At 64.4% G+C, this 25,042-nt stretch carries 27 protein-coding genes and 1 other RNA gene; 21 read left to right on the top strand and 7 right to left on the bottom strand.

Going from position 1 to position 25,042, the window contains the following annotated elements:
* Position 1 precedes the first annotated feature (1 nt).
* Positions 2-1,609: a peptide ABC transporter substrate-binding protein gene (locus tag IPF49_09230; protein ID MBK6287792.1), complete on the bottom strand. Its 1,608-nt coding sequence runs from the start codon at positions 1,607-1,609 to the stop codon at positions 2-4.
* Between the two features lie 132 nt (positions 1,610-1,741).
* Between IPF49_09230 and IPF49_09225 the strand changes: the two genes are divergently transcribed.
* Together IPF49_09225 and IPF49_09220 are read left to right on the top strand one after the other, a co-directional pair.
* Positions 1,742-2,233 carry a histidine phosphatase family protein gene (locus IPF49_09225; GenBank protein ID MBK6287791.1) on the top strand — a complete coding sequence of 164 codons (492 nt, stop codon included), beginning with the start codon at positions 1,742-1,744 and terminating at the stop codon, positions 2,231-2,233.
* Positions 2,234-2,330: 97 nt separating this feature from the next.
* On the top strand, positions 2,331-3,923 hold the full coding sequence (locus IPF49_09220; GenBank protein ID MBK6287790.1) for a fumarylacetoacetate hydrolase family protein: 1,593 nt from the start codon (positions 2,331-2,333) through the stop codon (positions 3,921-3,923).
* Between the two features lie 13 nt (positions 3,924-3,936).
* Here the strand turns inward: IPF49_09220 and rpiA are convergent, their stop codons facing one another.
* Positions 3,937-4,614 (bottom strand): ribose-5-phosphate isomerase RpiA, encoded by a 678-nt coding sequence (rpiA, locus tag IPF49_09215; GenBank protein MBK6287789.1) that lies wholly within the window; start codon positions 4,612-4,614, stop codon positions 3,937-3,939.
* A gap of 143 nt (positions 4,615-4,757) precedes the next feature.
* On the opposite strand from rpiA, the gene ilvA reads away from it, so the two are divergent.
* Positions 4,758-6,293, top strand: a complete 1,536-nt coding sequence (ilvA, locus tag IPF49_09210; GenBank protein MBK6287788.1) for a threonine ammonia-lyase, biosynthetic — start codon at positions 4,758-4,760, stop codon at positions 6,291-6,293.
* Here the strand turns inward: ilvA and IPF49_09205 are convergent.
* From IPF49_09205 to IPF49_09190, 4 genes are all read right to left on the bottom strand, one after another.
* Positions 6,279-6,887, bottom strand: a complete 609-nt coding sequence (locus IPF49_09205; protein ID MBK6287787.1) for a 5-formyltetrahydrofolate cyclo-ligase — start codon at positions 6,885-6,887, stop codon at positions 6,279-6,281. The genes ilvA and IPF49_09205 overlap by 15 nt on opposite strands.
* 34 nt (positions 6,888-6,921) lie before the next feature.
* A non-coding RNA gene (gene ssrS / locus IPF49_09200) (6S RNA) lies at positions 6,922-7,101 on the bottom strand.
* Between the two features lie 44 nt (positions 7,102-7,145).
* Entirely contained in the window at positions 7,146-7,460 is a 315-nt protein-coding gene (locus IPF49_09195) for a cell division protein ZapA (protein ID MBK6287786.1), read from the bottom strand.
* Positions 7,457-7,666, bottom strand: a complete 210-nt coding sequence (locus IPF49_09190) for a TIGR02449 family protein (protein ID MBK6287785.1) — start codon at positions 7,664-7,666, stop codon at positions 7,457-7,459. The genes IPF49_09195 and IPF49_09190 overlap by 4 nt, the downstream gene beginning before the upstream one ends.
* A gap of 97 nt (positions 7,667-7,763) precedes the next feature.
* Between IPF49_09190 and IPF49_09185 the strand changes: the two genes are divergently transcribed.
* The 8 genes from IPF49_09185 (at position 7,764) to ptsP (ending at position 16,680) form a co-directional block, all read left to right on the top strand.
* Complete coding sequence (locus IPF49_09185) at positions 7,764-8,309, top strand: UPF0149 family protein (protein MBK6287784.1); 546 nt, start codon at positions 7,764-7,766, stop codon at positions 8,307-8,309.
* A complete protein-coding gene (gene pepP, locus IPF49_09180; GenBank protein MBK6287783.1) occupies positions 8,309-9,661 on the top strand; it encodes a Xaa-Pro aminopeptidase in 1,353 nt (450 codons plus the stop codon). The genes IPF49_09185 and pepP overlap by 1 nt, the downstream gene beginning before the upstream one ends.
* Before the next feature lie 38 nt (positions 9,662-9,699).
* The gene (gene ubiH, locus IPF49_09175; GenBank protein ID MBK6287782.1) at positions 9,700-10,881 is read left to right on the top strand and encodes a 2-octaprenyl-6-methoxyphenyl hydroxylase; all 1,182 of its coding nucleotides are present in this window, start codon (positions 9,700-9,702) and stop codon (positions 10,879-10,881) included.
* A 6-nt stretch (positions 10,882-10,887) separates the two neighbouring features.
* Positions 10,888-12,117, top strand: coding sequence for a UbiH/UbiF/VisC/COQ6 family ubiquinone biosynthesis hydroxylase (locus IPF49_09170; protein ID MBK6287781.1), 1,230 nt, complete (start codon positions 10,888-10,890; stop codon positions 12,115-12,117).
* 115 nt (positions 12,118-12,232) lie between these two features.
* A complete protein-coding gene (gene gcvH, locus IPF49_09165; GenBank protein ID MBK6287780.1) occupies positions 12,233-12,622 on the top strand; it encodes a glycine cleavage system protein GcvH in 390 nt (129 codons plus the stop codon).
* Between the two features lie 30 nt (positions 12,623-12,652).
* Positions 12,653-13,843, top strand: coding sequence for a class I SAM-dependent rRNA methyltransferase (locus IPF49_09160; protein MBK6287779.1), 1,191 nt, complete (start codon positions 12,653-12,655; stop codon positions 13,841-13,843).
* A gap of 67 nt (positions 13,844-13,910) precedes the next feature.
* The gene (locus tag IPF49_09155) at positions 13,911-14,402 is read left to right on the top strand and encodes an RNA pyrophosphohydrolase (protein MBK6287778.1); all 492 of its coding nucleotides are present in this window, start codon (positions 13,911-13,913) and stop codon (positions 14,400-14,402) included.
* A 19-nt stretch (positions 14,403-14,421) separates the two neighbouring features.
* Entirely contained in the window at positions 14,422-16,680 is a 2,259-nt protein-coding gene (ptsP, locus tag IPF49_09150; GenBank protein ID MBK6287777.1) for a phosphoenolpyruvate--protein phosphotransferase, read from the top strand.
* A gap of 9 nt (positions 16,681-16,689) precedes the next feature.
* On the opposite strand, the gene IPF49_09145 is transcribed toward ptsP, so the two are convergent.
* Positions 16,690-17,454 (bottom strand): NRDE family protein, encoded by a 765-nt coding sequence (locus IPF49_09145; GenBank protein ID MBK6287776.1) that lies wholly within the window; start codon positions 17,452-17,454, stop codon positions 16,690-16,692.
* A 91-nt stretch (positions 17,455-17,545) separates the two neighbouring features.
* On the opposite strand from IPF49_09145, the gene IPF49_09140 reads away from it, so the two are divergent.
* The 10 genes from IPF49_09140 to IPF49_09095 all read left to right on the top strand — a co-directional run bounded on the left by IPF49_09140 (position 17,546) and on the right by IPF49_09095 (position 24,932).
* Positions 17,546-18,355, top strand: a complete 810-nt coding sequence (locus IPF49_09140; GenBank protein MBK6287775.1) for a prolipoprotein diacylglyceryl transferase — start codon at positions 17,546-17,548, stop codon at positions 18,353-18,355.
* The gene (locus tag IPF49_09135; protein ID MBK6287774.1) at positions 18,352-19,146 is read left to right on the top strand and encodes a thymidylate synthase; all 795 of its coding nucleotides are present in this window, start codon (positions 18,352-18,354) and stop codon (positions 19,144-19,146) included. Before IPF49_09140 ends, IPF49_09135 begins: the two co-directional genes overlap by 4 nt.
* A complete protein-coding gene (locus IPF49_09130) occupies positions 19,143-19,688 on the top strand; it encodes a dihydrofolate reductase (GenBank protein ID MBK6287773.1) in 546 nt (181 codons plus the stop codon). Before IPF49_09135 ends, IPF49_09130 begins: the two co-directional genes overlap by 4 nt.
* Positions 19,689-19,862: 174 nt before the next feature.
* The gene (locus tag IPF49_09125) at positions 19,863-20,642 is read left to right on the top strand and encodes a DUF3450 domain-containing protein (GenBank protein MBK6287772.1); all 780 of its coding nucleotides are present in this window, start codon (positions 19,863-19,865) and stop codon (positions 20,640-20,642) included.
* On the top strand, positions 20,639-22,036 hold the full coding sequence (locus tag IPF49_09120; GenBank protein ID MBK6287771.1) for a MotA/TolQ/ExbB proton channel family protein: 1,398 nt from the start codon (positions 20,639-20,641) through the stop codon (positions 22,034-22,036). The genes IPF49_09125 and IPF49_09120 overlap by 4 nt, the downstream gene beginning before the upstream one ends.
* On the top strand, positions 22,036-22,563 hold the full coding sequence (locus tag IPF49_09115) for a MotA/TolQ/ExbB proton channel family protein (protein ID MBK6287770.1): 528 nt from the start codon (positions 22,036-22,038) through the stop codon (positions 22,561-22,563). The genes IPF49_09120 and IPF49_09115 overlap by 1 nt, the downstream gene beginning before the upstream one ends.
* A 9-nt stretch (positions 22,564-22,572) precedes the next feature.
* Positions 22,573-22,986, top strand: coding sequence for a biopolymer transporter ExbD (locus IPF49_09110; protein MBK6287769.1), 414 nt, complete (start codon positions 22,573-22,575; stop codon positions 22,984-22,986).
* Positions 22,987-22,990: 4 nt separating this feature from the next.
* Positions 22,991-23,602, top strand: a complete 612-nt coding sequence (locus IPF49_09105; GenBank protein ID MBK6287768.1) for an energy transducer TonB — start codon at positions 22,991-22,993, stop codon at positions 23,600-23,602.
* Positions 23,603-23,616: 14 nt separating this feature from the next.
* Positions 23,617-24,162, top strand: coding sequence for a hypothetical protein (locus IPF49_09100; protein MBK6287767.1), 546 nt, complete (start codon positions 23,617-23,619; stop codon positions 24,160-24,162).
* Positions 24,126-24,932 (top strand): hypothetical protein, encoded by an 807-nt coding sequence (locus tag IPF49_09095; protein MBK6287766.1) that lies wholly within the window; start codon positions 24,126-24,128, stop codon positions 24,930-24,932. Before IPF49_09100 ends, IPF49_09095 begins: the two co-directional genes overlap by 37 nt.
* The last annotated feature ends 110 nt before the right edge of the window (positions 24,933-25,042 follow it).

The following is a 25,042-nucleotide window of genomic DNA, read 5'->3' as shown; positions in this document are numbered from 1 at the left end:
TTCATTCTTCGATATACGCGTAGGTGAAGTTGGGGTCGCCGCCGAACACCCGCCGTTTCACGCCGCCAAGTCGCGGATGCTGCACGTAGAGATAGCCGCGCTCGTAGAGCGCGATGATCACCGCGTCCTCGATCACGATATCCTGGATGCGGGCAAATGCCGCGTTGCGCACGGGTGCCGCGACGCTCTGCTGCGCAATGGCGACCTGGCGGTCGTACTCCGCGTTGCTATAGCGTCCGCGGTTGTTCATGTTCCATGATGCAAAGAGGTCCGCGTAGGTCAGCGGATCATCATAGTCGGGGCCCCATGCCGAGGCGACCATGTCGAAATCGCCGGCAGTCATTTTCTCCAGCCGCTGTTTGAACACCTGCTTGTCGAGTTTCAGTTCGATGCCGAGCGTGCGCAGGTACAGGTCCTGCAGATACTCGGCCTGCTTGCCGGCCGTCGGCGTGTCGCCGAGCAGCAGCACCAGCGCGGGGATCTCGCCGAGTTCCTGCCTGGCCAGTTCCAGCTGCTGGCGCGCCAGTGCGACATCGGTGTGCAGTGCGCGCGGCGGGTGCTCGTGGCGGAACAGTTCCTTTTCTCCCTGGATCCAGCCCGGCAACAGGCTGCGCATCGGCTCGTTGCCGGGCACGCGCACGATGCGTGCCACGAAGGTGTCCGGATCGAAGGCGAGTTGCAGGGCCTTGCGCAGATGCCGGTTGCGCGTCGGGCGCCCGGGACGGTGGTTGAACTCGATGTAGAGCTGCGCGCCGTCGATGAAGCGCTTCACGTTCATGCGTCGCGCCAGCGCTTCGCGCATCGTGGAGTCATCGAGCGGTGCGAGTGCGATCTTGTCGTCCTTGAACAGGTTGAAGGTGGAACTCGGCTCCTCGGTGATATAGGGCACGTTGATGGCGTTCAGCGCGACCGCTGCCACGTTCCAGTATTGCGGGTTGCGCTCGAGACGCAAGCGCGCCCCGTGTACCCACTCGCTCAGGCGAAACGGACCGTTCGAGCGCAGGTTGCCCGCCTCCGCCGCATAGCGCTCGCCGAAACGCCGGTACACATCCTCGCGAATCGGCCGGTAGGTGATATACGCCGTGAGGCCGAGGAAGTAGGCGCACGGTTCCTCGAATTCGACCCGCAGCGTGTGATCGTCGAGCGCCCGCACGCCGAGCATCGCGGGCTCCAGTTCACCGGCATTGATGCGCCGGGCATTGCGGATCGGGAACATCAGTGGCGCGTACTGCGCGGCATTGCCGGGCCGCACCACCTCGCGCCAGGCAAACACGAAGTCATTGGCGGTCACCGCGACACCATCGTCCCACAGTGCATCGCGGCGCAAATGGAAAGTCGCGCCCTGCGGGCTCAGCTCCCAGCGTTGCGCGACGCCGCCGCTCAGGCGATTGTCGGCGTCGTAACCCAGCAGCCCCTCGCTGATATGATCGAGAATGCGCGAGCTCTCGGCGTCGGTGGCTTTCACCGAGTTGAGCGACGGCGGTTCGGTGGCCAGGGCGATGGCAATTTCCCGCTTTTCCGCATCGACGGCCATCTCGCTCGCATAACCAGGCATTGCGAGCAGAAGGCACAGCAGCGACAGGTGCAGCGAGCGCAGGGCAGATGGCAAAATGGTGATCTCGTGCGAAGCGCTGATCGGGGGCTACAGTGATAGCGGCATCTTTCGCACAAGTAAAGCACCGGATTCGTTACTGAGCGCCGGGCGAGCTGGTATTGATCGGGAACGGCAGGAGTGAGCGGAATGAAACATCTGTTGATAGTGCGGCATGCGAAATCGGCCTGGAGTGACGCTTCACTGCGCGATTTCGATCGCCCGCTGAACAAGCGCGGCGAGCACGACGCTCCGGAAATGGGCGCGCGCCTGAAGAGCCGTTCGCTGGTGCCGCAACAAATGATTGCCAGCCCGGCACGGCGCGCGCTGCGCACGGCGCAACTGCTGGCCGCGCAGTTCGATTATCCCGTTGCCGATATTGAAATCGTCGACGGGTTGTACGAGGCGGGGACCGGCGACTGGCTGGCGCTGATCGGCGCCCTGCCGGAGGCGCTCGAATGCGTGCTCGCCGTCGGGCACAACCCCACCATCACCGAACTCGCCAACCTGCTGTGCCCGGCGGCGCGAATCGACAATGTACCGACCTGCGGTGTATTGCACCTCGGTTACGGGAGCACGCCCTGGTGCGCGGTGGCCGGGACCAGGCCGCTGGAATGGGATTTCGATTACCCCAAGCGCTAGCCGCAGCGCCACAGCGCGGTTCGGGCTGCCATTCGCAGCCACTGACGCCGCGATTGGGCTCTGCTACCATCGTCGTCCCTTTCGGCTGGTCTTGACCATGTTGCATCCGGTTCTGGAGCGGGATCGACGCGCCACCGTGAGTTATCTCGCTGGCGCCGCGCAGCGCCTGGCCGGCCTGTTGCCGCAGCTGGAAGTCGACGCCGATATCGAGGTGCTGCACCGCTTCCGGGTCGAGCTGCGCCGCATACGCACCGCGCTGAAGGCGCTCGGGCAGTTCCTGCCGGTCGCGGACGTCGCGGAACTTGCGGATGAATGCCGCTGGCTGGCAGGGCGCAGCGGAGGTCTGCGCGATATCGATGTATTCCTGCAGCGGCTCGCGGATTATGCCCACCTGCCGGACACCGATCCCGCCGTGACGACGTTGCGCCGTGCGCTCAACCGGATGCGTTACCGGGAACGGCGTGCGCTGCTGTCCTCGTGCCGCAGCCTGCGCGCACATCGACTGGTGGAGCGTCTGCAATCCTTCGCCGGACTGACACCCCATACCCCGGGGTGGCCGGCGCGGGCGGTCAATCGCGGCGCGTTGCGCCATGCTCTGGGTTCGATGCTCAAACACGGGCGTGCGATCGATGACAGCTCCGAGCCGCTGCAGCTTCACGACCTGCGCAAGCGCTGCAAACGCCTGCGCTACCTGCTGGAAATGCATGCACCGGATGGCGACGAGCCCGAGATCGTTGCCGCGATCCGGCGTATGCGCAAGCTGCAGAACGTGCTTGGCGACTATCAGGATTTCGCCACGCATGCGCAGCTGTTGCAGGCCGTGCTGCAGTACCCGGGTGCGACCGGCGATGCGGCATTATGCCAGTTGATCGAGGCGCTGACGCAGGAGCTGCAGCGGCAGGCGGCGGCCGCGCGCGCGCGCTTCGCGGTCCGCTTTCGCCAGTTCAGCAGCGGCAAGCACCACCGGCGACTGCGCGCGTTGATTGCCGGTGACCCGGGCTTGCAGCGCCCGCTGGTCGGCACCGATGGTTACTGTCACGCTTATGTCTCCGGCAAGCGTATCGAGCTGCCGGTAGGCAAGCTGGTGTGTGTCGGGCGCAACTATGCGGCCCATGCGCAAGAGCTCGGAAACCCGGTTCCGGAAACGCCGCTGCTGTTCATCAAGCCGCCGTCCGCGGCGGTCGATTTCGCACCCTTCATCCGGGTACCTGCCGCGCGCGGCAGCGTGCACCACGAGCTCGAGATCGCGGTGCTGATCGGGCGCGAATTGTGCGCCGCCACACCCGGGCAGGTGCGCGCGGCGATCGCCGGTATCGGGCTCGCGATCGATCTGACGCTGCGCGATGTGCAGGATGGGCTGAAAGCGCAGAGCCATCCCTGGGAGATGGCCAAGGGCTTTGACGCATCCTGCCCGATCAGCGTATTTCTGCCACTCGATCCCGCTTGCGATCTGGCCAACCTGGAGCTGAAGCTCGCGGTGAACGGACGCCGGCGACAGTTTGGCAACAGCGCCCAGATGCTGACGCCGATCATCGATCTGATCTGCTATGCCAGTGCGCAGTTCAGTCTGTGGCCGGGTGACGTCGTGTTGACCGGGACGCCAAAAGGCGTGGGGCCGTTGGTCCCGGGGGATCGGATCAGTGCGGATCTCACCGGCCTGTTGCGGGTGCGTTCGCAGATCGTTGGCTGAGCCGGGCGCCCGCTCAGGACGCGCGCATCTCGCGCACGCCGTCGGGACCAGCCAGCAACAACAGGTCCGCCGGGCGGCGCGCGAAAAGCCCGTTGCATACCACCCCGACGATGTTGTTCAGCTCGACTTCCATCAGCAGCGGATCGTAGGCCGGCAAATCGTGTACATCGATGATGATGTTGCCGTTGTCGGTCAGCACGCCCTGACGGTAAACCGGGCTACCGCCGAGATGCACGATCGCGCGCCCCACGTGGCTGCGCGCCATCGGGATCACCTCCACCGGCAGCGGGTATGCACCGAGCCGGGCCACCAGCTTGCTGTGGTCGGCGATGCAGATGAATTCGCGCGCCACTGCCGCAACGATCTTCTCGCGGGTCAATGCGGCGCCGCCCCCCTTGACGAGCTGCAGTTGCGCGTTGGCCTCGTCGGCTCCGTCGACGTAGATGTCGACCCCGTCGACCGCGTTCAGGTCGAGAACCGGGATGCCATGCGCGGCAAGCCGCCTGGCCGAGCCCTCGGAGCTGGCAACCGTCGCCGTGATGCGCGCGCGAATTCCGGCCAGCAGGTCGATGAACAGGTTGGCGGTCGAGCCGGTGCCGACGCCGATCACGGTACGCTCGTCGAGCCGCTCGCGCACATGCTCGAAGGCCGCTTGCGCGGCGGCTCGTTTCAGCTCGTCCTGGGTTTTCATGGCGATCTCGATGGGCGTGGCGCGGGGAGGCGCGAGCTTACGTTATCGTGCGGGCCGCGGGCAATTTCGCCGATATTGGCAGTGGCGTCCGGATTGCTGGCTGTTTACCATGAGTTGCCGTTTTCCATGCCGGTTCCCGCACCATGCCGAAGTCCTATATCAAGCGCATCCTTGCCGCGCGTGTCTATGATGTGGCCATCGAGAGTCCGATCGACGAGGCGCGCCAGTTGTCGGCGCGTTTTGGCAACCGCATCCTGCTCAAGCGCGAGGATTTGCAGCCGGTGTTCTCGTTCAAGCTGCGCGGCGCCTACAACAGGATCGTCGCGCTCGGCGCCGAGGAGCGCGCGCGCGGTGTAATCACGGCCTCGGCCGGCAACCATGCCCAGGGCGTGGCGCTGGCAGCCGAGCGTCTGCAGATCAAGGCGCTGATCGTGATGCCGCGCACCACGCCGGAGATCAAGGTGAGCGCGGTGCGCAGCCGCGGAGCGCGCGTGGTGCTGCATGGTGACACCTATGACGAAGCCTGCGCGCATGCCCTGACGCTGGCCACCGAAAAGGGCATGAGCTATGTGCATGCCTATGATGATCCGGACGTGATCGCGGGGCAGGGCACGATCGGCATGGAGATTCTGCGTCAGTTGTCGGGGCCGCTCGATGCGGTGTTCGTTCCAGTCGGCGGCGGTGGCCTGCTGGCCGGTATCGCGGCCTATATCAAGTACGTGCGGCCTGCGGTCAGGGTGATCGGTGTCGAGCCCGACGATGCGGCCTGCCTGGCGGCGGCATTGAAGGCCGGGCGGCGCGTCAAGCTCACGCACGTGGGCATTTTTGCCGATGGCGTGGCGGTCGGACAGATCGGCAAGGAAACCTTTCGCGTGATCCGCCAGACCGTCGATGAGGTGATAACCGTCAGCACGGACGAGATGTGCGCGGCGATCAAGGACATCTTCGATGACACGCGCTCGATCGCGGAACCGGCCGGCGCGCTGGCACTCGCGGGCCTGAAGAAATACATCGAGCGCGAAGGCGTGCGCGGACAGACACTGGTCGCGATCGACAGCGGTGCGAACACCAATTTCGACCGCCTGCGCCATATCTCCGAGCGTACCGAGATCGGCGAGAAACGCGAAGCGGTGCTGAGCGTCACGATCCCCGAGCAGCCGGGCAGTTTTCGCGCGTTCTGCAACGTGGTGGGGCGCCAGCGTTCGATCACCGAATTCAATTACCGCTACGCCGATGCGGGCCAGGCGCGGATCTTTGTCGGGGTGCAGGTTTCGCCCGAGCGCGGCGATCGCGAGACCCTGGTGGAGGAACTGGGTGCCAGGGGTTACCCGGTCATGGACCTGAGCGACAACGAGATGGCCAAGTTGCATGTGCGGTATATGGTGGGCGGGCGCGCGCCGGCGAAGGGCGCGGAGGAGATCGTCTATCGCTTCGAGTTTCCGGAGCGTCCCGGCGCATTGCTCAATTTCCTGAACAAGCTCGAGCACGGCTGGAATATCTCGCTGTTTCACTACCGCAACCACGGTGCCGATTTCGCCCGCGTGCTGGTCGGATTCCAGGTGCCGAAAAAGGAGCGCCGGGCACTGGCCGAGTTCTTCGCGGAAATGGCCCGTGTTCACCGGGTCTACAACTATTGGGACGAAAGCGAGAATCCCGCCTACCGGCTATTCCTGGGCTGAGTCGCGCGAGGCAGCGCACTCGATGAGTTCCCGCTCGGTCGCGATCGCGCCAAGCGGTACGTCCCAGGGCGCACGCGCAATGCCACCAAGCTCCTGGTTGGCGAATGCCACGCCGAGCAGGCGGGGTTTTGCGGCGGACTCGTCGAGCTTGAACGAGAACGCGCGGTCGTAATAGCCTCCGCCGGCACCAAGACGGGTGCCGCTGCGGTCGAATCCGAGCAGTGGTACGCAGACCAGATCGAGCAGCGCAGGCGCCAGCATATCGCGGCCGAGATAGCGCGGCTCGGGTATGCCGTAATCATTCAGATACAGTTCGGTGGTGGCGCGATAGCGCACGAACACCATCTTGCGGGCGCTGCGCATCACCGGCAGATAACAGCGCTTGCCGTGGCGCAACGCCGAGCCCAGCAATTCGCGCAGGTCCACTTCCGTGGAATCCATCGGCCAGAATACGGCGAGGTGACTGGCAGCCCAGTAATACGCCGAGGTCCGGATCCGTCGGCAGATCTGCAACGAGGCCTGGCGGCGTTCGGCCCCGGACAGCTGTTCCCGCAGCGTTCGGCACTGGTTACGCAGAATGGTGCGCGAGGACATCGATCAGGTATCCGGGTGATCAGGCGCAGGATGGGGATTCCCCGGAGCTACCGCTGCCAATGTCGCCCTTGAACCCAACGGTTCAAGGCGGTGGCCTCTGCGGCGCCTCAGGCTTTCCGACGTGCGGACATGCACACTGGCTCCAATCGAGAGACCCCCAGTTTGGTGTCAATCGGCTCGAGGACTAACTGGCTGGCAAATAGTCCAGGGAATCGGCGTGAAGTATAACAGCAGAATTATGCGAAGCAGCCGACGGGTCTACATTTCCATCTGGCGGACGCTGTTGATGCTGTCGTCGATGCGCGTGGTAAGCCGTCGGATCCGCTCCTGCAGATCCTGGCTGCCGAGGCTGGACTGCTGACCCTGGCGAATCAGCTCATGGGTGATGTTGAGCGCTGCCATCACCGCGATGCGCTCGACGCCGACCACCTTGCCACCCTGGCGGATGGTGCGCATTTGCTGGTCGAGGTAACGCGCCGATTCGACCAGCGCATCGCGCTCCGCGGCCGGGCAGGAAACCTGGTAATCCTTGTCGAGAATGTTCACCTTTACGGTGTTGACATCCGCACTCATGATTCCTGCTCCAGGGAGCGCAGGCGCCCGATCATCGCTTCCACCTTGGAGCGCGCGTCCTCGTTCTTGCGCAGCAGTTGCGCCCGTTCGTCGCGCAGTTGCCGCTCCGAGCTCTTGAGGGCGCGGATCTCCTGATCCAGGCGTGCACACAGCCGGATCAGGTCTTCGACCCGTTGCTCGAGAAGTTTCAATTGCTGCATTTCCATTGGATGCCTTCATCGCATCACGCGCTTTGGTTACTATAGTGAGCCACCCTGTCACGGTCAATCGAGCGACGATTTCAAGATGGTTCACGGTGTCTGAATGATGCAAGCCGAAAGCGATGGCTTTGCGGCAATTGCCGCGATGCTCGATCCGGAGCTCTCCGTTGCCAGCCTGCACGGGGCCCTGGTGGGAGGCTTGTGCGCGGATACCGGCGCGCGTCTCAGCGCCTCCGCGCTGGGCGCCTGCCTCGATCTGGTCCTCGATGAGCAGGACCTGAAGGTGAGCGGAGTGCTCGATGCAGTGCGTGTCACCGAGGAGGCGCTGCGCGATCCGGAGTTTGGATTCACGCCGCTGCTTCCCGACGACGACACCAGCCTCGCGGCGCGGGTACGGGCGCTTGCCGAGTGGTGCGAGGCTTTCGTCGACGGCTTTTCCGCGATGAATAGCGGTGCGGCGCTGTCCGCCGAGACCAGCGAGATTCTTGCCGATCTGGGTTCCATCGCGGGTGGTCTCGACGAGGAGTCACTGGCCGAGGGAGACGACGAGGACGAGAATGATTTCATGCAGATCGCGGAGTTCGTGCGCATCGCCGCGCTCGGAATCTTCACCGAGCGCGCGGCGCCCGTCGAAGCGACGCTGCACTGATGCCGGCCACCAGCAGGCGCGCGCCCGCGCAACCGCGGATCGGCAACCGGGAGTTTGCGCGCCGGCGCCGTGACCTGATGGCGTTGATGGAGCCGGACAGCATCGCGATCCTGCCCTCTTCCGAGATCCGCATCCGCAACCGCGACAACACCTATCCATTTCGCCAGGACAGCGATTTTCACTACCTCAGCGGGTTTTCCGAACCGGAATCCGTGCTGGTGCTGGCCCCCGGACGGCGCCACGGCGAATTCCTCCTGTTCTGTCGCGAACGCGACCGCGCGCGTGAGTTATGGGATGGCTATCGCGCGGGTCCGGAGGGTGTCTGCGAGCAGTATGGCGCCGATGATGCATTTCCGATCGGCGATATCGATGACATCCTCCCCGGCCTGATCGAGGGGCGCGAGCGGGTCTATTACGCAATGGGCCGGCAAGCGGATTTCGATCGCCGGCTGATGGTCTGGATCAACAAGATCCGCGCCAGGGCCCGGTCCGGAGCGCATCCGCCCGGCGAGTTTCTCGATCTCGATCATCTGCTGCACGAGCTGCGTCTCTACAAGAGCACGGACGAGATCAAGGTCATGCAGCGCGCGGGCGAGATTTCCGCGCAGGCACACAAGCGTGCCATGCGTGTCTGCCGGCCCGGCATGTACGAGTACCAGCTCGAGGCGGAGCTGCTGCACGAGTTCGCCACCCGGGGCGCGCGTTCGCCTGCCTACAGCAGCATCGTCGGCGGTGGACGCAACGGCTGCATCCTCCACTACGTCGAGAACAACGCCCGGTTGCGCGCCGGCGAGCTGGTGCTGATCGATGCGGGCTGCGAGTTCGAGCACTACGCCTCGGATGTGACCCGCACCTTTCCGGTCAACGGCCGCTTCGATGGCGCGCAGCGCGCGCTCTACGAGATCGTGCTGGAGGCACAGCTCGCCGCAATCCGCGCCGTGAAGCCGGGCAGTCACTGGAACCAGCCGCACGACATCACGGTGCGCGTGATCACCGCGGGCCTGCGTGACCTCGGCCTGCTCGATGGCGAGTTGAACGAGCTGGTGGATCTCGAGGCCTTCCGGCCCTTCTACATGCACCGGGCCGGTCACTGGCTCGGCTTGGACGTGCACGATGTGGGCGACTACAAGATCGCCGACGAGTGGCGGGTGCTGGAACCCGGCATGGTGCTGACCATCGAACCCGGTATCTATGTTTCACCGGATGATCCTTCCGTGGCCAAGAAATGGCGCGGCATCGGCATCCGCATCGAGGATGACGTGGTGGTGACCCGTGGTGGACGCCAGGTTTTGAGCGATGCGGCGCCGAAAGCAGTCGCCGATATCGAGCAATTGATGGCGAAATCCAGGTGAGCGCAGAGCACTTCGATGTGGTGATCGTCGGCGGTGGCATGGTCGGTGCCAGCCTGGCGTGCGCGCTGAGCAATACCACGCTGCGCGTTGCGGTGATCGAGAGCACGGCATTGCTGGGCGCCGGACACGCGCCTTCCCGGCAGCCGAGTTTCGATGCGCGCTCGACCGCATTGTCGTTGAGCAGCGCGCGCTTTCTCGACGGTCTGGGCCTTTGGCAAGCGGTGCGTGGTCATGCCCAGGCGATACAACGCATCCATGTGTCCGATCGCGGACATTTCGGGTCGACCCGCATGGATGCGCGTGAGGAAGGCCTCGAAGCGCTCGGTTTCGTGGTCGAGAACCAGTGGCTCGGCAGCGTGCTTCATGGCGCCTTGGCCAGATGTCCGTCGCTGCGAGTGCTGGCACCCGCCAGTGTTGCGAACATCCGAGTCACTCCCGGTGGTGCGCGGCTGGATGTGCGCGAGGACGGGCGGGAGCTCGAATTCGACGCCTCACTCGCGGTGATCGCCGATGGCGCGCGCTCCGGCCTTGCCGCCCGGCTTGGCATCGCCATGGAGCAGCTGCCCTACGGGCAGCACGCCCTGATCACCAATATCGGACACCAGAAAGACCACGGCGGGCTTGCGTTCGAGCGCTTCAGTGACCAGGGGCCGCTGGCCATGCTGCCATTGCCGCCGGACGCCGACCGAGGTGCGCGCAGCGCACTGGTCTGGGTGTTGCCACCCGCGCTCGCGACCGCAGCGGCAGCCCTCGATGAAAGCAGTTTCCTGCGCCGTCTGCAGACCCGCTTCGGTTATCGTCTCGGGCGCTTGAGCCGTTGCGGCGAGCGCCATATCTACCCTCTCGGCCGGTCCTCGGCGAGCGAGCAGGCGCGTGCCGGCGTGGTGCTGCTCGGCAATGCCGCGCACTCGCTCCACCCGGTGGCCGGGCAGGGATTCAACCTGTCGTTGCGCGATGTGGCGGCGCTCGCCGAGTTGTTGCGCGAGGCTGATGCGCGGGGTGAAAACCCGGGCTCGCTGGCCCTGCTGCAGCGCTTCGTGGATGCACAGCGCCTCGATCAGGAACTCACCGGCGGCTTCAGCGACGTGCTGCCGCGGTTGTTCGGCAGTGCGTTTCTGCCGCTGGCTGCGGCGCGTGGTCTCGGCCTGATCGGGCTCGATCTGCTGCCCGGGGCACGCAGTCTGCTGGTGCGCCAGGCGACCGGACTGGGTGGGAGCTGAGCATCGATGAAGTCTCCTCGAGTGCCTTCTTATGATGTGGTGATCGTCGGCGGCGGTATTGCCGGCTGCGCGCTGGCCGCAACTCTGGCGCCGCTCGGTCACGAGGTACTGCTGGTCGAGGCCGCTGCGCTGGCGGACTCGCTGCCGCCGCTTGCCGCTACCATTGCCGAGGTCGATCCACGGGTCAGCGCCCTGAGCGCCGCCTCGACGGAGCTGATGCGCGAGGTCGGCGCCTGGGATTTGATCCCGCCGCGAGCCCGGAGCTCCTACGAGGCGATGCGCGTATGGGAGGAGGACGGCAGTGGCCTGATCGAGTTCCGCGCCGAGGAGGTGCGGCGACCGGAACTCGGCCATATCGTCGAGAACCGCTGGATCGTGGGTGCTTTGCTGGCGCGCCTGGGCAGTTGCCCTAATGTCGAGCTGAAGGGATCCGAGCGGCTGCTCGCCCTCGAGCAGCCTGTAGCCGGGCGCGCCGCGCTGCGCCTGCAGCTTGCCTCCGGCGCTCTCATCGATACTGCGTTGCTGGTCGGCGCCGATGGTGCAAATTCCGCGGTACGCCGGTTGTGTGGTGTGCGGGCGCGCACCGAGGACTGCGGCCAGCGTGCGATCGTTGCCACCATCCGCACGGACGAGGGTCACCGGCGCACCGCGCGGCAACGATTTCTGCAATCCGGACCGCTGGCACTGCTGCCACTGGCGACGCTGGAGGCTGATCACGCCTGCTCGATCGTGTGGAGCGCGGACGATGGACGGGCACAACAGTTGCTGGCGCTCGACGATCGCGCGTTCGCGCTGGAGTTGCAGCGCGCCTGCGAGAGTTGTCTCGGTGGCATAAGCGAGGTATCCCGGCGCTACGATTTTCCGCTGCGCCAACAGCATGCCGACGCGTATGTTGCCCCGGGCGTCGTGCTGGTCGGCGATGCCGCGCACGTGATCCATCCGTTGGCCGGGCAGGGCATCAACCTCGGATTCTCCGACGTGCGGGTATTGGCCGAAGAGCTTGGTCGCGCCCTGCGTCGTGGCGCCGGACCCGGCGATCTGGACGTGCTGGCACGCTACCAGAGGCGTCGACGCGGGGAAAACGCGCTGATGCTGCGCGCGATGCAGGGGTTTCGCCGCCTGTACGGCGCGGATCGGCTCGACCTGCGCCTGCTGCGTAACGTCGGCATGAGCCTGGTGCATCGCAGCGGGCCGCTCAAACGCGAGTTCATGCGCCGCGCCATGGGGCTTGGCTGAGAAGGCGTTCAACGTCGCGCCGGCGTGGTTTTGTTTTGCCGGGGCGGACGTTAGAATCGCCGCCGGTCAGCGATCGCCACTCTTCATCCTTCTATTTTATTGCCGGGGGTTCCCGATGAGCACTGTTCCTGCGGATCGAAAATTTGCCATTACCCACGAGTGGGCCATGGACGATGGCACGGGTATCGTGACCGTGGGTATCAGTGATCATGCCCAGGCCGCGCTCGGTGATGTGGTGTTCGTCGAACTCCCCGAAACAGGCACCCACCTCGATGCGGGCGAGCAGGCCGGCGTGGTCGAATCGGTCAAGGCCGCGTCCGATATCTACGCTCCGGTCGCGGGCGAGGTGATCGAAGTCAACGAGGCGCTCGAAGGCAACCCGGAACAGGTAAATGCCGACCCCTATGGCGACGGATGGTTTTTCCGGCTGCGCGCCGACAGCAGCGAGGACATGGACGCGCTGCTCGACGCCGAAGCCTATGAAGCAAGCCTCGATGAGGAATGAACCCGGAGCGTCCAGCTGATGAGTGGCGCGATGGAGCTGCCGCGCCTGCAATTGCGGCGTAACGAAGATCGCCGTATCCGCCAGGGTCACAACTGGGTCTACAGCAACGAGATCGATACCGCGGCCACACCGCTCAGAGCGTTCACGCCGGGTGCACAGGCGCTGCTGTTTGCCGCAAGTGGAAGACCGCTCGGCGTGGTTTCGGTAAACCCGCACTCCCTGATCTGCGCCCGCATGCTGGTGCGCGAGGGCAACACCGCGGTGGGCGAGGCGTTTCTGCGCGGGCGGCTGCGTGTGGCGCTCACCTTGCGCGAGCAATTGTTCAGCGAACCCTTTTACCGCCTTGCCTACGGAGACAGCGACGGGTTGCCCGGCCTGATCGTCGATCGATACGGCGAATACGTGGTGGTGCAGATCGCGACCGCGGGCATGGAAGTGCTGCTCGAGGCGCTGGTTGCGGTGCTGGTCGAACTGCTGGCACCGGCGGGTATTCTGCTGCGTAATGACGCCAGCATCCGTGATATGGAGCAGCTCCCGATGTACGCGCGGGTGGTTCATGGCGAGGTACCCGAGCTGATCGAGCTCGGCGAGAACGGCGTGCGCTTTTGGGTCTCGCCGCATGGTGGCCAGAAAACCGGCTGGTTCTTCGACCATCGCACCGGGCGCCGCCGCGTGGCCGAGCTGGCGCGTGGGCGGCGGGTGCTGGACGTGTTCTGCTATGCGGGGGCATGGGGCGTTCAGGCGGCGGTCGCGGGCGCGAGCTCGGTGCTCGGCATCGACAGCTCCGAGCCGGCGCTGGCGCTGGCCGCGCGCAACGCCGCGCTGAATGGCGTGGGCGAGCAACTTGCATTTCGTTGCGGCGATGCCTTCGAGCAGATGCAGCAACTGGCGGCCGAGGGCGAGCGCTTCGACGTGGTGATACTCGATCCACCCGCCTTCATCAAGCGTCGTCGCGACCAGAAGAGCGGGGAACACGCCTACCAGAAGCTGAACCGGGCCGCGATGAACCTGCTCACTGACGATGCCATCCTGGTGAGCGCCTCCTGCTCGCTGCATCTCGAGGAGTCCGGTCTGATCGACATCGTGCGTGCTGCGGCGCAGCAGGCCGGTCGGGAGTTGCAGATCCTCGAAATCACCGGGCAGGGTCCGGATCATCCGCTGCACCCGGCGATTGCCGAAACCCGCTATCTGAAGACCCTGATCTGTCGCAGTCACCGTTGATTTGTCCGCGCCGGACGATCTGTGGAAGAATGCCCCGGAACCCTTTCCGATCGGTGGAAGCGCGCGCGTGATCGATGAACAAGGCTATCGACCCAATGTGGGAATCATCCTGGCCAACAGCCGGGGCGACCTGCTGTGGGCACGCCGCCGCGGCCAGAATGCCTGGCAGTTTCCGCAGGGCGGTATCCAGGAGGACGAATCGCCCGAGCAGGCGATGTTCCGCGAGCTCACCGAAGAGGTCGGGCTGGTGCAGAGCGATGTGGACCTGCTCGCCTGCACCGCGGGCTGGCTCAAGTACCGTCTGCCTCCGCAATACATGCGCAACCGGCGTGATCCGAATTTTGTCGGCCAGAAACAGAAATGGTTTCTGCTGCGCCTGGTGAGCGAGGACCAACGGGTGCGGGTCGATGCGCATCGCGCCCCGGAGTTCGATCACTGGCGCTGGGTCAGTTACTGGTATCCGCTGGGACAGATCGTGCCGTTCAAGCGGGAAGTCTATCGTCGGGCGCTCTGGGAACTGGCGCCACGTCACGGCAGGCTGGTGCGCAATGGGAGCTGAAAAGACGCCGGTCAATTCCATGCTGAAATCGCTGCGCAGCATCGTGCAGGAGGTGGTCACCGCGCGCGATCTGCCGCAAACCCTGCAGATCATCGTGCGGCGCGTGCGCGATGCGATGGGCACCGAGGTGTGTTCGGTGTACATCCATGATGCGGAGCACGATCGCTATGTGTTCATGGCCACCGAGGGCCTGAACAAGCAACTCGAGGGGCAGGTGAGCCTGGCCCTGGACGAGGGACTGATTGGCTACGTGGCGCGGCGCGAGGAGCCGCTCAACCTCGAAAATGCCGAATCGCATCCGCACTACAAATACATCGAGAATTCGGGCGAGGAGGTCTTCAAGGCCTTTCTCGGGGTGCCGATCATCCACCACCGCAAGGTACTCGGCGTGCTGGTGGTGCAGCAGCGCGAGCGCCGCCGTTTCGACGAGGACGAGGAAGCCTTCCTGGTCACGATGTCGGCGCAGCTCGCCGGTCTCATCGCCCACGCCAGTCTGACCGGGGCGTTTCGCGGGGCGCGTCGCGATGCCCGCGGACGGTCCACGGAATTTCGCGGGATATCGGGATCGCCGGGCATCGCCATCGGGCGCGTGGTGGTGGTCTCGCCACCCGCGGATCTCGATAGCGTCCCGCAGCGCGAGTGCACGGACCCCGCCGCCGAGGTGACGCTGTTCCAGCGGGCGGTGGACCGGGTGCGCGAGGAGATTGCCGCGATCCGCACCCAGCTGAGCACCCGGGTGCGCCCGGAAGAGCTGGCGCTGTTCGATGCCTACCGCATGCTGCTCGACGATCAGGCGATTTCCGGCGAGGTGATCGAGCGCATCCGTGGCGGTTCCTGGGCCCAGGGTGCCCTGAGCCAGGTGATGCTCGAGCACGTGCAGACTTTTGAAATGATGGAAGACGCCTATATTCGCGATCGCGCCACCGATCTGCGCGATCTCGGGTGCCGGGTACTGGCCCAACTGCAGGCCGGTGTGCAGACCATAACCGAGTATCCGCAGCACACCGTGCTGGTCGGGGAGGAGATCCCGGCCTCCTTGCTGGCCGATGTGCCCGCAGTGCGCCTGGCGGCGTTGGTGTCGGTATCGGGTTCGGGCAATTCGCACGTGGCGATCCTGGCACGCGCAATGGGTGTGCCGACCGTGATGGGTGTCGTCGGTCTGCCGTTCGCGGCGCTGGAAGGCGCCGAGATCGTGGTCGATGGCAATGAAGGCCGGGTGCTGGTGAATCCGCCCCCGGAAGTCCTGCAGCAATATGCCGAGGCGATGGCACTCGAGCGTGCCGATGCGCGCGCGATGGAAAGCTGCATCGATCTGCCGTGCGTGATGACCGATGGCAAGGCGGTGAGCCTGATGCTCAATACCGGGCTCGATTCCGCGATCATTCGCTCGTTGGGGCGCAGCGCCGAGGGCGTGGGGCTCTACCGAACCGAGATACCGTTCCTGGTTCGCGAGCGTTTCCCGACCGAGGAGGAGCAGCGCCTGATCTACCGGGAACAGCTCGAGGCCTTCGCGCCGCGCCCGGTTACCATGCGCACGCTCGACGTGGGTGGAGACAAGGCGCTGCCGTACTTCCCGATCGAGGAAGAAAACCCGTTTCTCGGCTGGCGCGGTATCCGGGTGACGCTCGACCATCCGGAAATCTTCCTGGCGCAGGTGCGCGCGATGCTCAAGGCAAGCGTGGACTTCGACAATCTGCGCATCATGTTGCCGATGATCAGCAATACCGCCGAGGTCGACGAGGCATTGATACTGCTCGGCCGAGCGCATGCGGAGGTTCGCGAAGAAGGCTGGGACGTGAAGTTGCCGCCGGTGGGGGTGATGGTCGAGGTGCCGGCTGCGGTCTACCAGGCGGCCGCTCTCGCCGGTCGCGTCGATTTCCTGTCGGTCGGCAGCAACGATCTCACCCAGTACCTGCTGGCGGTTGATCGCAACAATGCGCGGGTCGCGGGGCTCTACCATTCGTTTCATCCCGCGGTGCTGCAGGCATTGGCCGCGGTCGCGAACGCGGCGCATGCGGCCGCCAAGCCGGTCAGTATCTGCGGCGAGCTTGCCGGCGACCCCGGCGCGGCCCTGCTGCTGGTCGCGATGGGCTATGACACGCTGTCGATGAGCGCGACCAATCTCGCGCCGGTGAAATCGGCGCTGCGGCGTTTCAGTCGCGCGCAGGCCGTGGCGCTGCTCGCCGAGGTTGCGCGCATGGACGATGCGCGGGCGATCCGCGCCTGCGTCGACGAGCGCTTGCGACGCGAAGGCGTACCGGTGCGCACGCGTATCTGAGTCCGCGGATCAGGTGATCCGGAAACGGTGTGCAACCGTTTGCTGGCGCTTGCCGCGGGCATCGAAGGAATGCTCCTCGAATTCCACCCTGCCTTCCCGGCTCACACGCACCACGGTGCTGGCGCGTGTTCCATAGCGCTCGGAAACGATGAAGCACGGTGCGAGCAACTGTTCGTGTTGCTGGCCGACCCCGGTATCGGGGAGTTCATGCGCCGGGGGCAGCGAGCGCTCACCAAGGAGCGCGAATATCTCGTCTGTGCCAGGCTCGGCTTCGATCAGTGCCGCCAGGTTTGCACGGGCAGCGCGCACTTTTGGCCACGGTGTGTCCAGCAAATGATTCGACAATCCATAGACGCCGGGCTCAAGGCGCCGGATGGCATCAGCGCGGTTGGAAAAGTAGTACAGCTCGCCACCCAGTTCTCCGAGCAGCAGGTTGAAGCCGGCATGGCGCGCCGCCTGCGGCTGCAACTGTTCGAGATAGCTGCGCGGCGTATCGCTGCCACGCAGAAACGCGCTCACCAACTCCCCGCGCGAGGGTGCGTTGCTCGCCTTTGCCTCGGGGGCGCGGAAATTGGTGAGTGCCGCGAATCGTCCGCCGCGGGTGATGCCGAGCCAGCTGCCTCCGGCCAGCAGATCGCGGCCGGCGCAAAGTTGCGGCGCGTCGCACCAGAATCCGGCGGGCAGGCTGGGGCGATCATGGAACTCGTCGCGGTTCGCGCCGATGAGCAGGGGGTAGGCGCGGTGGCTGCGCCAGGCGATCACGATAAGGCACATAAGCTGTGACTGCGGTTGCGGTGAGGCATAATAGCGCTCCGCCACGGTCGGCGCCCATGGTGCCGCAACCAGAAACCGCCCGGAGCCGCTGATGCTGCATCATCCTGCCTTCGATCCGGTCGCTGTCGCGATCGGTCCGCTCAAGGTGCATTGGTACGGGCTGATGTATCTCGCCGCTTTTGCCTCGGCCTGGTGGCTGGCGCGGGTGCGTGCCGCCCGTCCGGGAGCGCCGATCACCGGGGAGCAGGTAGAGGACCTGATTTTCTGGGGCGCGATCGGTGTCGTGGTTGGCGGCCGGCTCGGCTACGTACTGTTTTACGGTTTCGCCCATCTGCAGGAGGATCCGCTGTGGCTGTTCCGGGTCTGGGAAGGGGGCATGTCGTTCCATGGTGGGCTTCTCGGGGTAGGGGTCGCGTTATGGTGGTTTGCGCGCTCGCGTGGCTGCCGCATCGCGGATATTCTCGATTTCGTGGCGCCCATCGTGCCGCTGGGGCTCGGCTTCGGGCGTATCGGCAACTTCATCGGCCAGGAGCTGTGGGGCAGGCCTACCGATCTGCCGTGGGGTATGGTGTTCCCGCGTGATCCGCTGGCGCTGGCGCGGCATCCCTCGCAGCTTTACCAGGCCGCGCTCGAGGGTCTGCTGCTGTTTGCGCTGCTGTGGTGGTACTCATCCAGGCCGCGCCCGAGATTGGCAGTGACCGGGCTGTTTCTGACGCTGTACGGCGTGTTTCGCTTCGCGGTCGAATTTGTTCGCGAGCCTGACCACGACATAGGATTCCAGGCGTTCGGCTGGCTGACCCGTGGTCAGCTGTTGTGCCTGCCGATGCTGGTGGGCGGTGTCGTGCTGCTGCTGTGGGCTTACCGCGGTCCGGGGCCGGCCGGGGACAAAGCACGGCCATGAAGCAGTACCACGCATTGCTGCGCCACATCCTCGAAAATGGCGCTTCGAAGGGCGACCGTACCGGCACCGGCACGCTCAGCGTATTTGGTTACCAGATGCGCTTCGACCTCGCCGAGGGCTTTCCGCTGGTCACCACCAAGAAGCTGCACCTGCGCTCGATCCTGCACGAGCTGCTGTGGTTCCTGCGCGGTGACACCAATATCCGCTACCTGAAGGACAACGGAGTCTCGATCTGGGACGAATGGGCGGATGCCGATGGCGAACTCGGACCGGTCTACGGCTACCAATGGCGCAGCTGGCCTGCCGCCGACGGGCGGCATATCGATCAGATAACCGCGCTGCTCGAGCAGATCCGCGGCAATCCCGATTCGCGCCGGCTGATGGTGAGCGCCTGGAACGTGGCGGATATCGAGCGCATGGCGCTGGCCCCCTGCCATGCGCTGTTCCAGTTCTACGTTCAGGGCGGGCGTCTGTCCTGTCAGCTCTACCAGCGCAGCGCCGATGTTTTTCTGGGGGTCCCGTTCAATATCGCCTCCTACGCCCTGCTCACCCATATGGTTGCGCAGGTCTGCGGCCTGCGCCCCGGCGATTTCGTGCATACCTTCGGCGATGCCCATCTCTACATCAATCATCTCGCCCAGGCACGCTTGCAACTCGAGCGCGAGCCGTATCCCTTGCCGGTGCTGGAACTGAATCCCGGGGTAAGTGACCTGTTCGCGTTTCGTGCCGAGGACATCGCGTTGCGCGCTTACCAGGCCCACCCGCATATTGCCGCGCCCGTGGCGGTATGAGCGGGGCCGCGGTGAAGCTGTGCCTGGTGGTCGCGATGGCCGCCAATCGCGTGATCGGTCGTGACAATGCCCTGCCGTGGCGCTTGCCCGAGGATCTGCGCCATTTCAAGGCGCTGACGCTCGGCAAGCCGGTGATCATGGGGCGGCGCACCTTCGAATCGATCGGTCGCGCCTTGCCGGGGCGCAGCAATATCGTGTTGAGCACCGTGTCTGGTTTTGCGCCATCCGCGGATGTGATCGTCACGCGCGATCTGCCCACGGCGCTGGGGCTGGCCCGCGAGATCGCGACCCGGGATGGCGTCGGCGAGTGCATGGTGATCGGCGGGGCGGAAATCTACCGGCAATGCCTGCGGTTTGCCGATCGCATCTACCTGACGCAAATCGAGCTGGAGATCGCGGGTGATACCTGGTTTCCCGAAATCGACCCGCGGCAGTGGCGGGAGTCGGAGCGCGTGCCTGGTCAAAGCGCCGCGGAACCCGGGCTGCGGTTTTGCTTTGTGACGCTGGAGCGTTTGCCCGCGGTTGCCGGACGAGCGATTTGAGTCGGAAACCTGCGCCAGAACAAGGCGGACTCAGGATCTCGTTGACTTGGCAAAATGACTTCCTTTTAATGCAGCGAGGTCGCAAATAGTCGGAAATTCCGTAAGGGTTTGGGCGCCGTGACCGGGGTCGATGCCCGCGGATGGTGAACGTTCGAAAACAGGGACAAGATCGCGATGAGCAAATACACGATGAAGCAGGCCTTCCTCGCCATGTCCGTCGCGGCGCTGCTGGGCGCCCCGAGCATCCATGCCGATACCTTCAACGATATCTTCAGGGTGAGCCAGGCGTCCGCGGAGGCAGGCCAGGCTTCGCAGGCCAAGATCGACAAGATCGCCGACGAGACCCGCGACCTGCTGCAGGAATACAAGACCGTGACCAAGCAGATCGATGGTCTGAAGGTCTACAACGCACGGCTCGAAAAGCAGGTTGCAAACCAGACGACCCGTGCGTCCCAGATCGATCAGTCGATCGCCGACGTGACGATCATCCAGCGTCAGATCACCCCGCTGGTGATCCGCATGATCGACGGTCTCGAGGAATTCGTGGCGCTCGATCTGCCGTTCCATCTCCAGGAGCGGGGCAATCGGATCGCCTTTCTGCGCAACAATCTCGATCGTGCCGATGTCACCACGGCAGAGAAGTTCCGCCAGGTGCTGGAGGCCTACAAGATCGAGATCGAGTACGGTCGCAAGATCGACACCTACAAGGACACGATAACGATCGAAGGCGTGGAGCGCGAGGTCAACGTGCTGCGCGTCGGTCGTGTCGCGCTGCTGTACCAGACGCCTGATCTCGCGGTATCGGGACACTGGAACGTGGCCACCCGAAGCTGGGAGGAGCTGGACAGCGCACAGTACCGCAGCGCCATCCAGAACGGCATCCGCATGGCCAACAAGCAGGCGGCGATCGACCTGCTGATGCTGCCGGTAGCAGCACCGGAGAGCACGCTATGAACAAGCTGAACCGATTCCTGGCAACGGCATTCAGCACGATCGCAATCGGGTTTGGCGCGGTTGCCAGCGCCGCGGATCAGAAGCCGCAGACGCTGGATCAGTTGCTGCAGTATGTGAAGCAGGGGCAGGCGAGCGATGCGCGCGAGGCGCGCGAACGGGAAGCGCGTTTCGCCAAGGACAAGACCCGGCAACAGGCGGAGCTCAACCGGGTCAAGGCCGAGCGCAATGCCGCGCAGGGTCGCTCGGAGCAGCTCGAGACCAATTTCGAGGCCAACGAGCTGCTGATCTCCCAGAAGCAGGCGCAATTGCGCGAGCGGCTCGGTTCGCTCAGCGAACTATTCGGTCATGTGACGTCCGCCAGTGGCGATGCGCGCGCAACCTTCGAGACCTCGATGACCGGCGCCCAGTTCGGGGTGGAGCGGATCGGCAGGATCGACCGCCTGATCGAGCTCGCAAGCAGCGGCGAGAGCCTGCCGAGCATCGAGGATCTCGAGGGATTGTGGTACGAACTGCAGCAGGAGATGATCGAGTCCGGCCGGGTGGTGAAATTCGATGCAACGGTGATTGCGCCGAATGGCGACCAGGCCGTCAAGCCGGTGGTTCGGGTCGGCGTGTTCAATGTGCTGAGTGACGATGGCATGTACCTCGAGTATCTGCCGACGAAGCACCTGCTCTCGGAACTACCGCGCCAGCCTGCCGGAAAATTCGTCGATGCCGCCGAAGAACTTGCCAACGCCACGGACGGTTATCACGCTTTCGGCATCGACCCCACCGGGTCCTCGGGAGGCTCGTTCCTGGCGGCATTGATCGCCGCCCCCACGCTCGAGGAGCGGGCTCACCAGGGCGGACTGGTTGGCTACATCATCATCGCGCTGGGCGTTTTTGGTTTGCTGCTGGCGGTTTACCGCCTGGTCGTGCTGATGAGGATGAGTTCGCATGTAACCAGGCAGCTGAAAAGCGCCAAGGCGCTCAGCGACAATCCCCTCGGGCGCGTGCTCGCGGTGCATGAACAAAACCCCGACATGGATCTCGAGACCCTGGAGCTCAAGCTCAGCGAGGCCGTGCTGAAGGAGATTCCGAAAATCGAGAGCGGCCTCACGCTGATGAAGATCATCGCGACGGTCGCCCCGCTGCTCGGGTTGCTTGGCACCGTGACCGGAATGATCGTGACTTTCCAGGCAATCACCATCTTCGGTGCCGGCGATCCGAAAGCGATGGCCAATGGCATCTCCCAGGCGCTGGTGACAACGGTGCTGGGATTGTGCGTCGCGATACCGGTGGTGCTGATGCACACCCTGGTCAGCGGGCGGGCCAGGCGCGTGATGCAGGTGCTGGAGGAGCAAACCACGGGCATCATTGCCGAACACACCGAGTCCTCGTTGAGGAAGGATTGATGTTCTCCCTCTACGACGCGCTGGAGAGTATCCGGCAGTTCGTCGCCTCCGGTGGCCCGGTTCTCTACGGAATCGGAGGGCTGACGTTCTTCATGTGGACGCTGGTGTTCGAGCGTATCTGGTATTTCCGCTTCGTGCTGCCCGGGGAAGTGATCGTCGTGGTCAATGCCTGGGAGCAGCGCGCGGAGCGAGCGTCCTGGAATGCCAGGCAGATTCGCCGGGCGCTGGTTTCGCGCACCCGGGAAAAGATCGAGCAGAACCTGTCGTTGATCAAAGTGTGTGTGTCGTTGTGCCCGTTGCTGGGGTTGCTCGGCACGGTCACCGGGATGATCGTGGTGTTCCACGTCATGGCCGTCACCGGCGGCGGCGATGCGCGGTCGATGGCCGGCGGCGTGTCGCGGGCCACGATTCCGACCATGGCCGGCATGGTCGCCGCGATTTCGGGAGTTTTTGCCAATATCTATGTCGCGCGTACCGCGAGCCTGGAAATGCGCCGGCTCGAAGACCGCCTGACCACGGATCATTGAGAAGCGCTCATGCGTCGCAACCCGTCTTTCAAATCCGCCGACAATGCGGCACAAAGCGAGATCGATCTCACGCCGATGCTGGACGTGGTGTTCATCATGCTCATCTTCTTCATCGTGACCGCGTCCTTCATCAAGGAGGCGGGCATCGAGGTGAACCGGCCGGAGGCGGTAACCGCCGAGCAGAAGAAAAATGCCAAGATCCTGGTCGCGGTGAGCGCCGCCAACCAGATATGGATCGACAAGCGGCAGGTCGATACCCGCAGCGTCAGGCAGCAGATAGAGCGTATGCATGCCGAGAACCCGAAGGGCGGATTGGTGGTGCAGGCGGACACTCACTCCAGCACCAGGGTGGTGGCGGCGGTGCTCGATGCCGCGCGCGATGCCGGTGTGGAGGATGTTTCAATTTCCACGCAAAGCAAATAGCCTCATGAAAAGCGTGCGGATAGTGGTTGCAATGATTCTCGGGCTGGTCGCCACGCTGGCCCTGTTCCTGCTCATGCACACCCTGATCGCAACCGCCGACCGCACGGTCGACGAGTCAGCGGCCACCCGGATCGCCGACATCACGATGAGCGAGACCAGGATAGAGACCAATATCAAGGAGCAGAAACCGGAGAAAGTGGAAGATCCGGAGGAACCGCCGCCGCCGCTCGACCAGCCCAATGTGCGGGAATTCGATTCCGCATCAAAAATTGCCGTGAACATGTCGGCCACGCCGAAGCAGGAAGTGAAGCTCAGCAGCGGGCTCGGCATTTCCGCGTCCGACGGCGAATACCTGCCGATCGTCAAGGTCGCCGCGATCTATCCGCGCCGCGCACAGACGCGCGGCATCACCGGCTACTGCATCGTGGAGTACACGGTGACCACGACCGGGGCGACTCGTGATCCGGTCGCGACCGACTGTTCGCCGGCGGGCTTGTTCGAGGACGCCTCGGTAAAGGCGGCGATGAAGTTCAAGTACAAGCCACGGGTCATCGATGGAGAACCGGTTGAAGTGGTTGGCGTGCGCAACCGCTTCCTGTACGAGCTCGAGAACTGAGCAGGGTGGGACGCGTGAAGATAACGACGATTTCGCGAAGCGCACGCACCCTGGCGCTCGGGGTGCTGTTGAGCGCCTGGCCTGGCTTACCGGGTATCGACAGCGGCATGGTCCATGCCGAGGAACAGAAACCGGCTGCCCAGAAGGCGCGCCGGACTCCGGCGCTGCGCAACGAGGTCTATGAAAAGCTGGCACTCGCGCAGCAGGCCGCGGAGGCCAACGATTTTGCCGCGGCCCAGCGCGCGCTCGAAGCCCTGCAGCGCGAATACAGCGGCAAGCGGGCGCTGAACAGCTACGAACTCGCGAATGTCTACAATTTCTACGCGTTCATCTATTACTCCCAGGAAAAATACCAGGACGCGATCAGGGCCTACGAGAAGGTGCTCGCGCAGCCGGAACTGCCCGAGGCAATGGAGATCGGCACGTTACAGCCTCGCGCAGCTCTATTTCGTGATAGAGGACTGGCGGCGCGCGGCGAGCATGCTGAAATCCTGGTTCAAGGTGGCGCCGAATCCCGCGCCCGATGCATGTATTGCTGGCCCAGGCCAATTACCAGCTGAAGGCCTATGACGAGGCGCTGCGCAACATTGAAGCCGGGATGGCCGAAGCCAGGCGGCGCGGCCAGGAGCCGAAGGAAAACTGGTACCTGCTGATGCGGGTGCTGTACTACGAGAAGGGCGATATCCAGAAGACCACCGATATCCTCGAAATCCTCGCCAGGAAATGGCCGAAGAAGGACTACTTCGTGCAGCTTGCCGGCATGTACGGCGAACTGAAGAACGAAAAGGCACAGCTCGGTGCCATGGAAACCGCCTACCTGAGCGGATGGGTCACCGGGGAGCGTGAGCTGGTCAACATGGCCTATCTCTATCTCGGTTCGGATCTCCCCTACAAGGCGGCGCAGGTGCTCGACAAGGGTGTCGAGGGCAAGCAGATAAAAGCCACCGCGAAGAATCTCGAGCTGCTGGGCATCGCCTATCGCCAGGCGCGCGAGAACAAGCGTGCCATTCCCTATCTCGAGCGCGCCGCGAAGGTGTCCGACGACGGCGAGATGTGGGCGCGGCTGGCCAATATCCAGCTCGACGAAGACGACAACGCCAAGGCTGTCGATGCGGCGCGCAAATCGTTGTCCATGGGTGGCGGGCGCCGCCCCGACAATACCCGCGTGGTGCTCGGCATGGCGCTGTACAACATGGGCAAGCTGGACGCCGCCAAGAATGCCTTCATGGAAGCGCGCAGTGATGAGCGCTCGGCCAAGATCGCCGCGCAATGGCTGAAGTTCCTCGATACCGAGATAGAGCGCGAAGCGCAGCTGGCCAAGGAAGTCTGAAAAAATTTGCCGGCACCCGAACACGCCAACGCGTATTTGACGGGACTTGGACCCAATCGAAGCCACGACAGATTCCCTGAAGCGATGAACAAGCGGTGAGCAATGAGTCG

Source organism: Gammaproteobacteria bacterium (genome assembly GCA_016705365.1).
Classification (GTDB): Bacteria; Pseudomonadota; Gammaproteobacteria; order Pseudomonadales; family UBA5518; genus UBA5518.
This window is presented reverse-complemented; position numbering and strand designations above follow the sequence as displayed.

What these genes read in the sequence shown, in the direction of transcription:
- IPF49_09225 (MBK6287791.1), top strand. Translation starts at nt 1,742, where the DNA reads ATGAAACATCTGTTGATAGTGCGGCATGCGAAATCGGCCTGGAGTGAC.
- IPF49_09220 (MBK6287790.1), top strand. Translation starts at nt 2,331, where the DNA reads ATGTTGCATCCGGTTCTGGAGCGGGATCGACGCGCCACCGTGAGTTAT.
- rpiA (MBK6287789.1), bottom strand. Translation starts at nt 4,614, where the DNA reads ATGAAAACCCAGGACGAGCTGAAACGAGCCGCCGCGCAAGCGGCCTTC.
- ilvA (MBK6287788.1), top strand. Translation starts at nt 4,758, where the DNA reads ATGCCGAAGTCCTATATCAAGCGCATCCTTGCCGCGCGTGTCTATGAT.
- IPF49_09205 (MBK6287787.1), bottom strand. Translation starts at nt 6,887, where the DNA reads ATGTCCTCGCGCACCATTCTGCGTAACCAGTGCCGAACGCTGCGGGAA.
- IPF49_09195 (MBK6287786.1), bottom strand. Translation starts at nt 7,460, where the DNA reads ATGAGTGCGGATGTCAACACCGTAAAGGTGAACATTCTCGACAAGGAT.
- IPF49_09190 (MBK6287785.1), bottom strand. Translation starts at nt 7,666, where the DNA reads ATGGAAATGCAGCAATTGAAACTTCTCGAGCAACGGGTCGAAGACCTG.
- IPF49_09185 (MBK6287784.1), top strand. Translation starts at nt 7,764, where the DNA reads ATGATGCAAGCCGAAAGCGATGGCTTTGCGGCAATTGCCGCGATGCTC.
- pepP (MBK6287783.1), top strand. Translation starts at nt 8,309, where the DNA reads ATGCCGGCCACCAGCAGGCGCGCGCCCGCGCAACCGCGGATCGGCAAC.
- ubiH (MBK6287782.1), top strand. Translation starts at nt 9,700, where the DNA reads ATGGTCGGTGCCAGCCTGGCGTGCGCGCTGAGCAATACCACGCTGCGC.
- IPF49_09170 (MBK6287781.1), top strand. Translation starts at nt 10,888, where the DNA reads ATGAAGTCTCCTCGAGTGCCTTCTTATGATGTGGTGATCGTCGGCGGC.
- gcvH (MBK6287780.1), top strand. Translation starts at nt 12,233, where the DNA reads ATGAGCACTGTTCCTGCGGATCGAAAATTTGCCATTACCCACGAGTGG.
- IPF49_09160 (MBK6287779.1), top strand. Translation starts at nt 12,653, where the DNA reads ATGGAGCTGCCGCGCCTGCAATTGCGGCGTAACGAAGATCGCCGTATC.
- ptsP (MBK6287777.1), top strand. Translation starts at nt 14,422, where the DNA reads ATGCTGAAATCGCTGCGCAGCATCGTGCAGGAGGTGGTCACCGCGCGC.
- IPF49_09145 (MBK6287776.1), bottom strand. Translation starts at nt 17,454, where the DNA reads ATGTGCCTTATCGTGATCGCCTGGCGCAGCCACCGCGCCTACCCCCTG.
- IPF49_09140 (MBK6287775.1), top strand. Translation starts at nt 17,546, where the DNA reads ATGCTGCATCATCCTGCCTTCGATCCGGTCGCTGTCGCGATCGGTCCG.
- IPF49_09135 (MBK6287774.1), top strand. Translation starts at nt 18,352, where the DNA reads ATGAAGCAGTACCACGCATTGCTGCGCCACATCCTCGAAAATGGCGCT.
- IPF49_09130 (MBK6287773.1), top strand. Translation starts at nt 19,143, where the DNA reads ATGAGCGGGGCCGCGGTGAAGCTGTGCCTGGTGGTCGCGATGGCCGCC.
- IPF49_09125 (MBK6287772.1), top strand. Translation starts at nt 19,863, where the DNA reads ATGAGCAAATACACGATGAAGCAGGCCTTCCTCGCCATGTCCGTCGCG.
- IPF49_09120 (MBK6287771.1), top strand. Translation starts at nt 20,639, where the DNA reads ATGAACAAGCTGAACCGATTCCTGGCAACGGCATTCAGCACGATCGCA.
- IPF49_09115 (MBK6287770.1), top strand. Translation starts at nt 22,036, where the DNA reads ATGTTCTCCCTCTACGACGCGCTGGAGAGTATCCGGCAGTTCGTCGCC.
- IPF49_09110 (MBK6287769.1), top strand. Translation starts at nt 22,573, where the DNA reads ATGCGTCGCAACCCGTCTTTCAAATCCGCCGACAATGCGGCACAAAGC.
- IPF49_09105 (MBK6287768.1), top strand. Translation starts at nt 22,991, where the DNA reads ATGAAAAGCGTGCGGATAGTGGTTGCAATGATTCTCGGGCTGGTCGCC.
- IPF49_09095 (MBK6287766.1), top strand. Translation starts at nt 24,126, where the DNA reads ATGCATGTATTGCTGGCCCAGGCCAATTACCAGCTGAAGGCCTATGAC.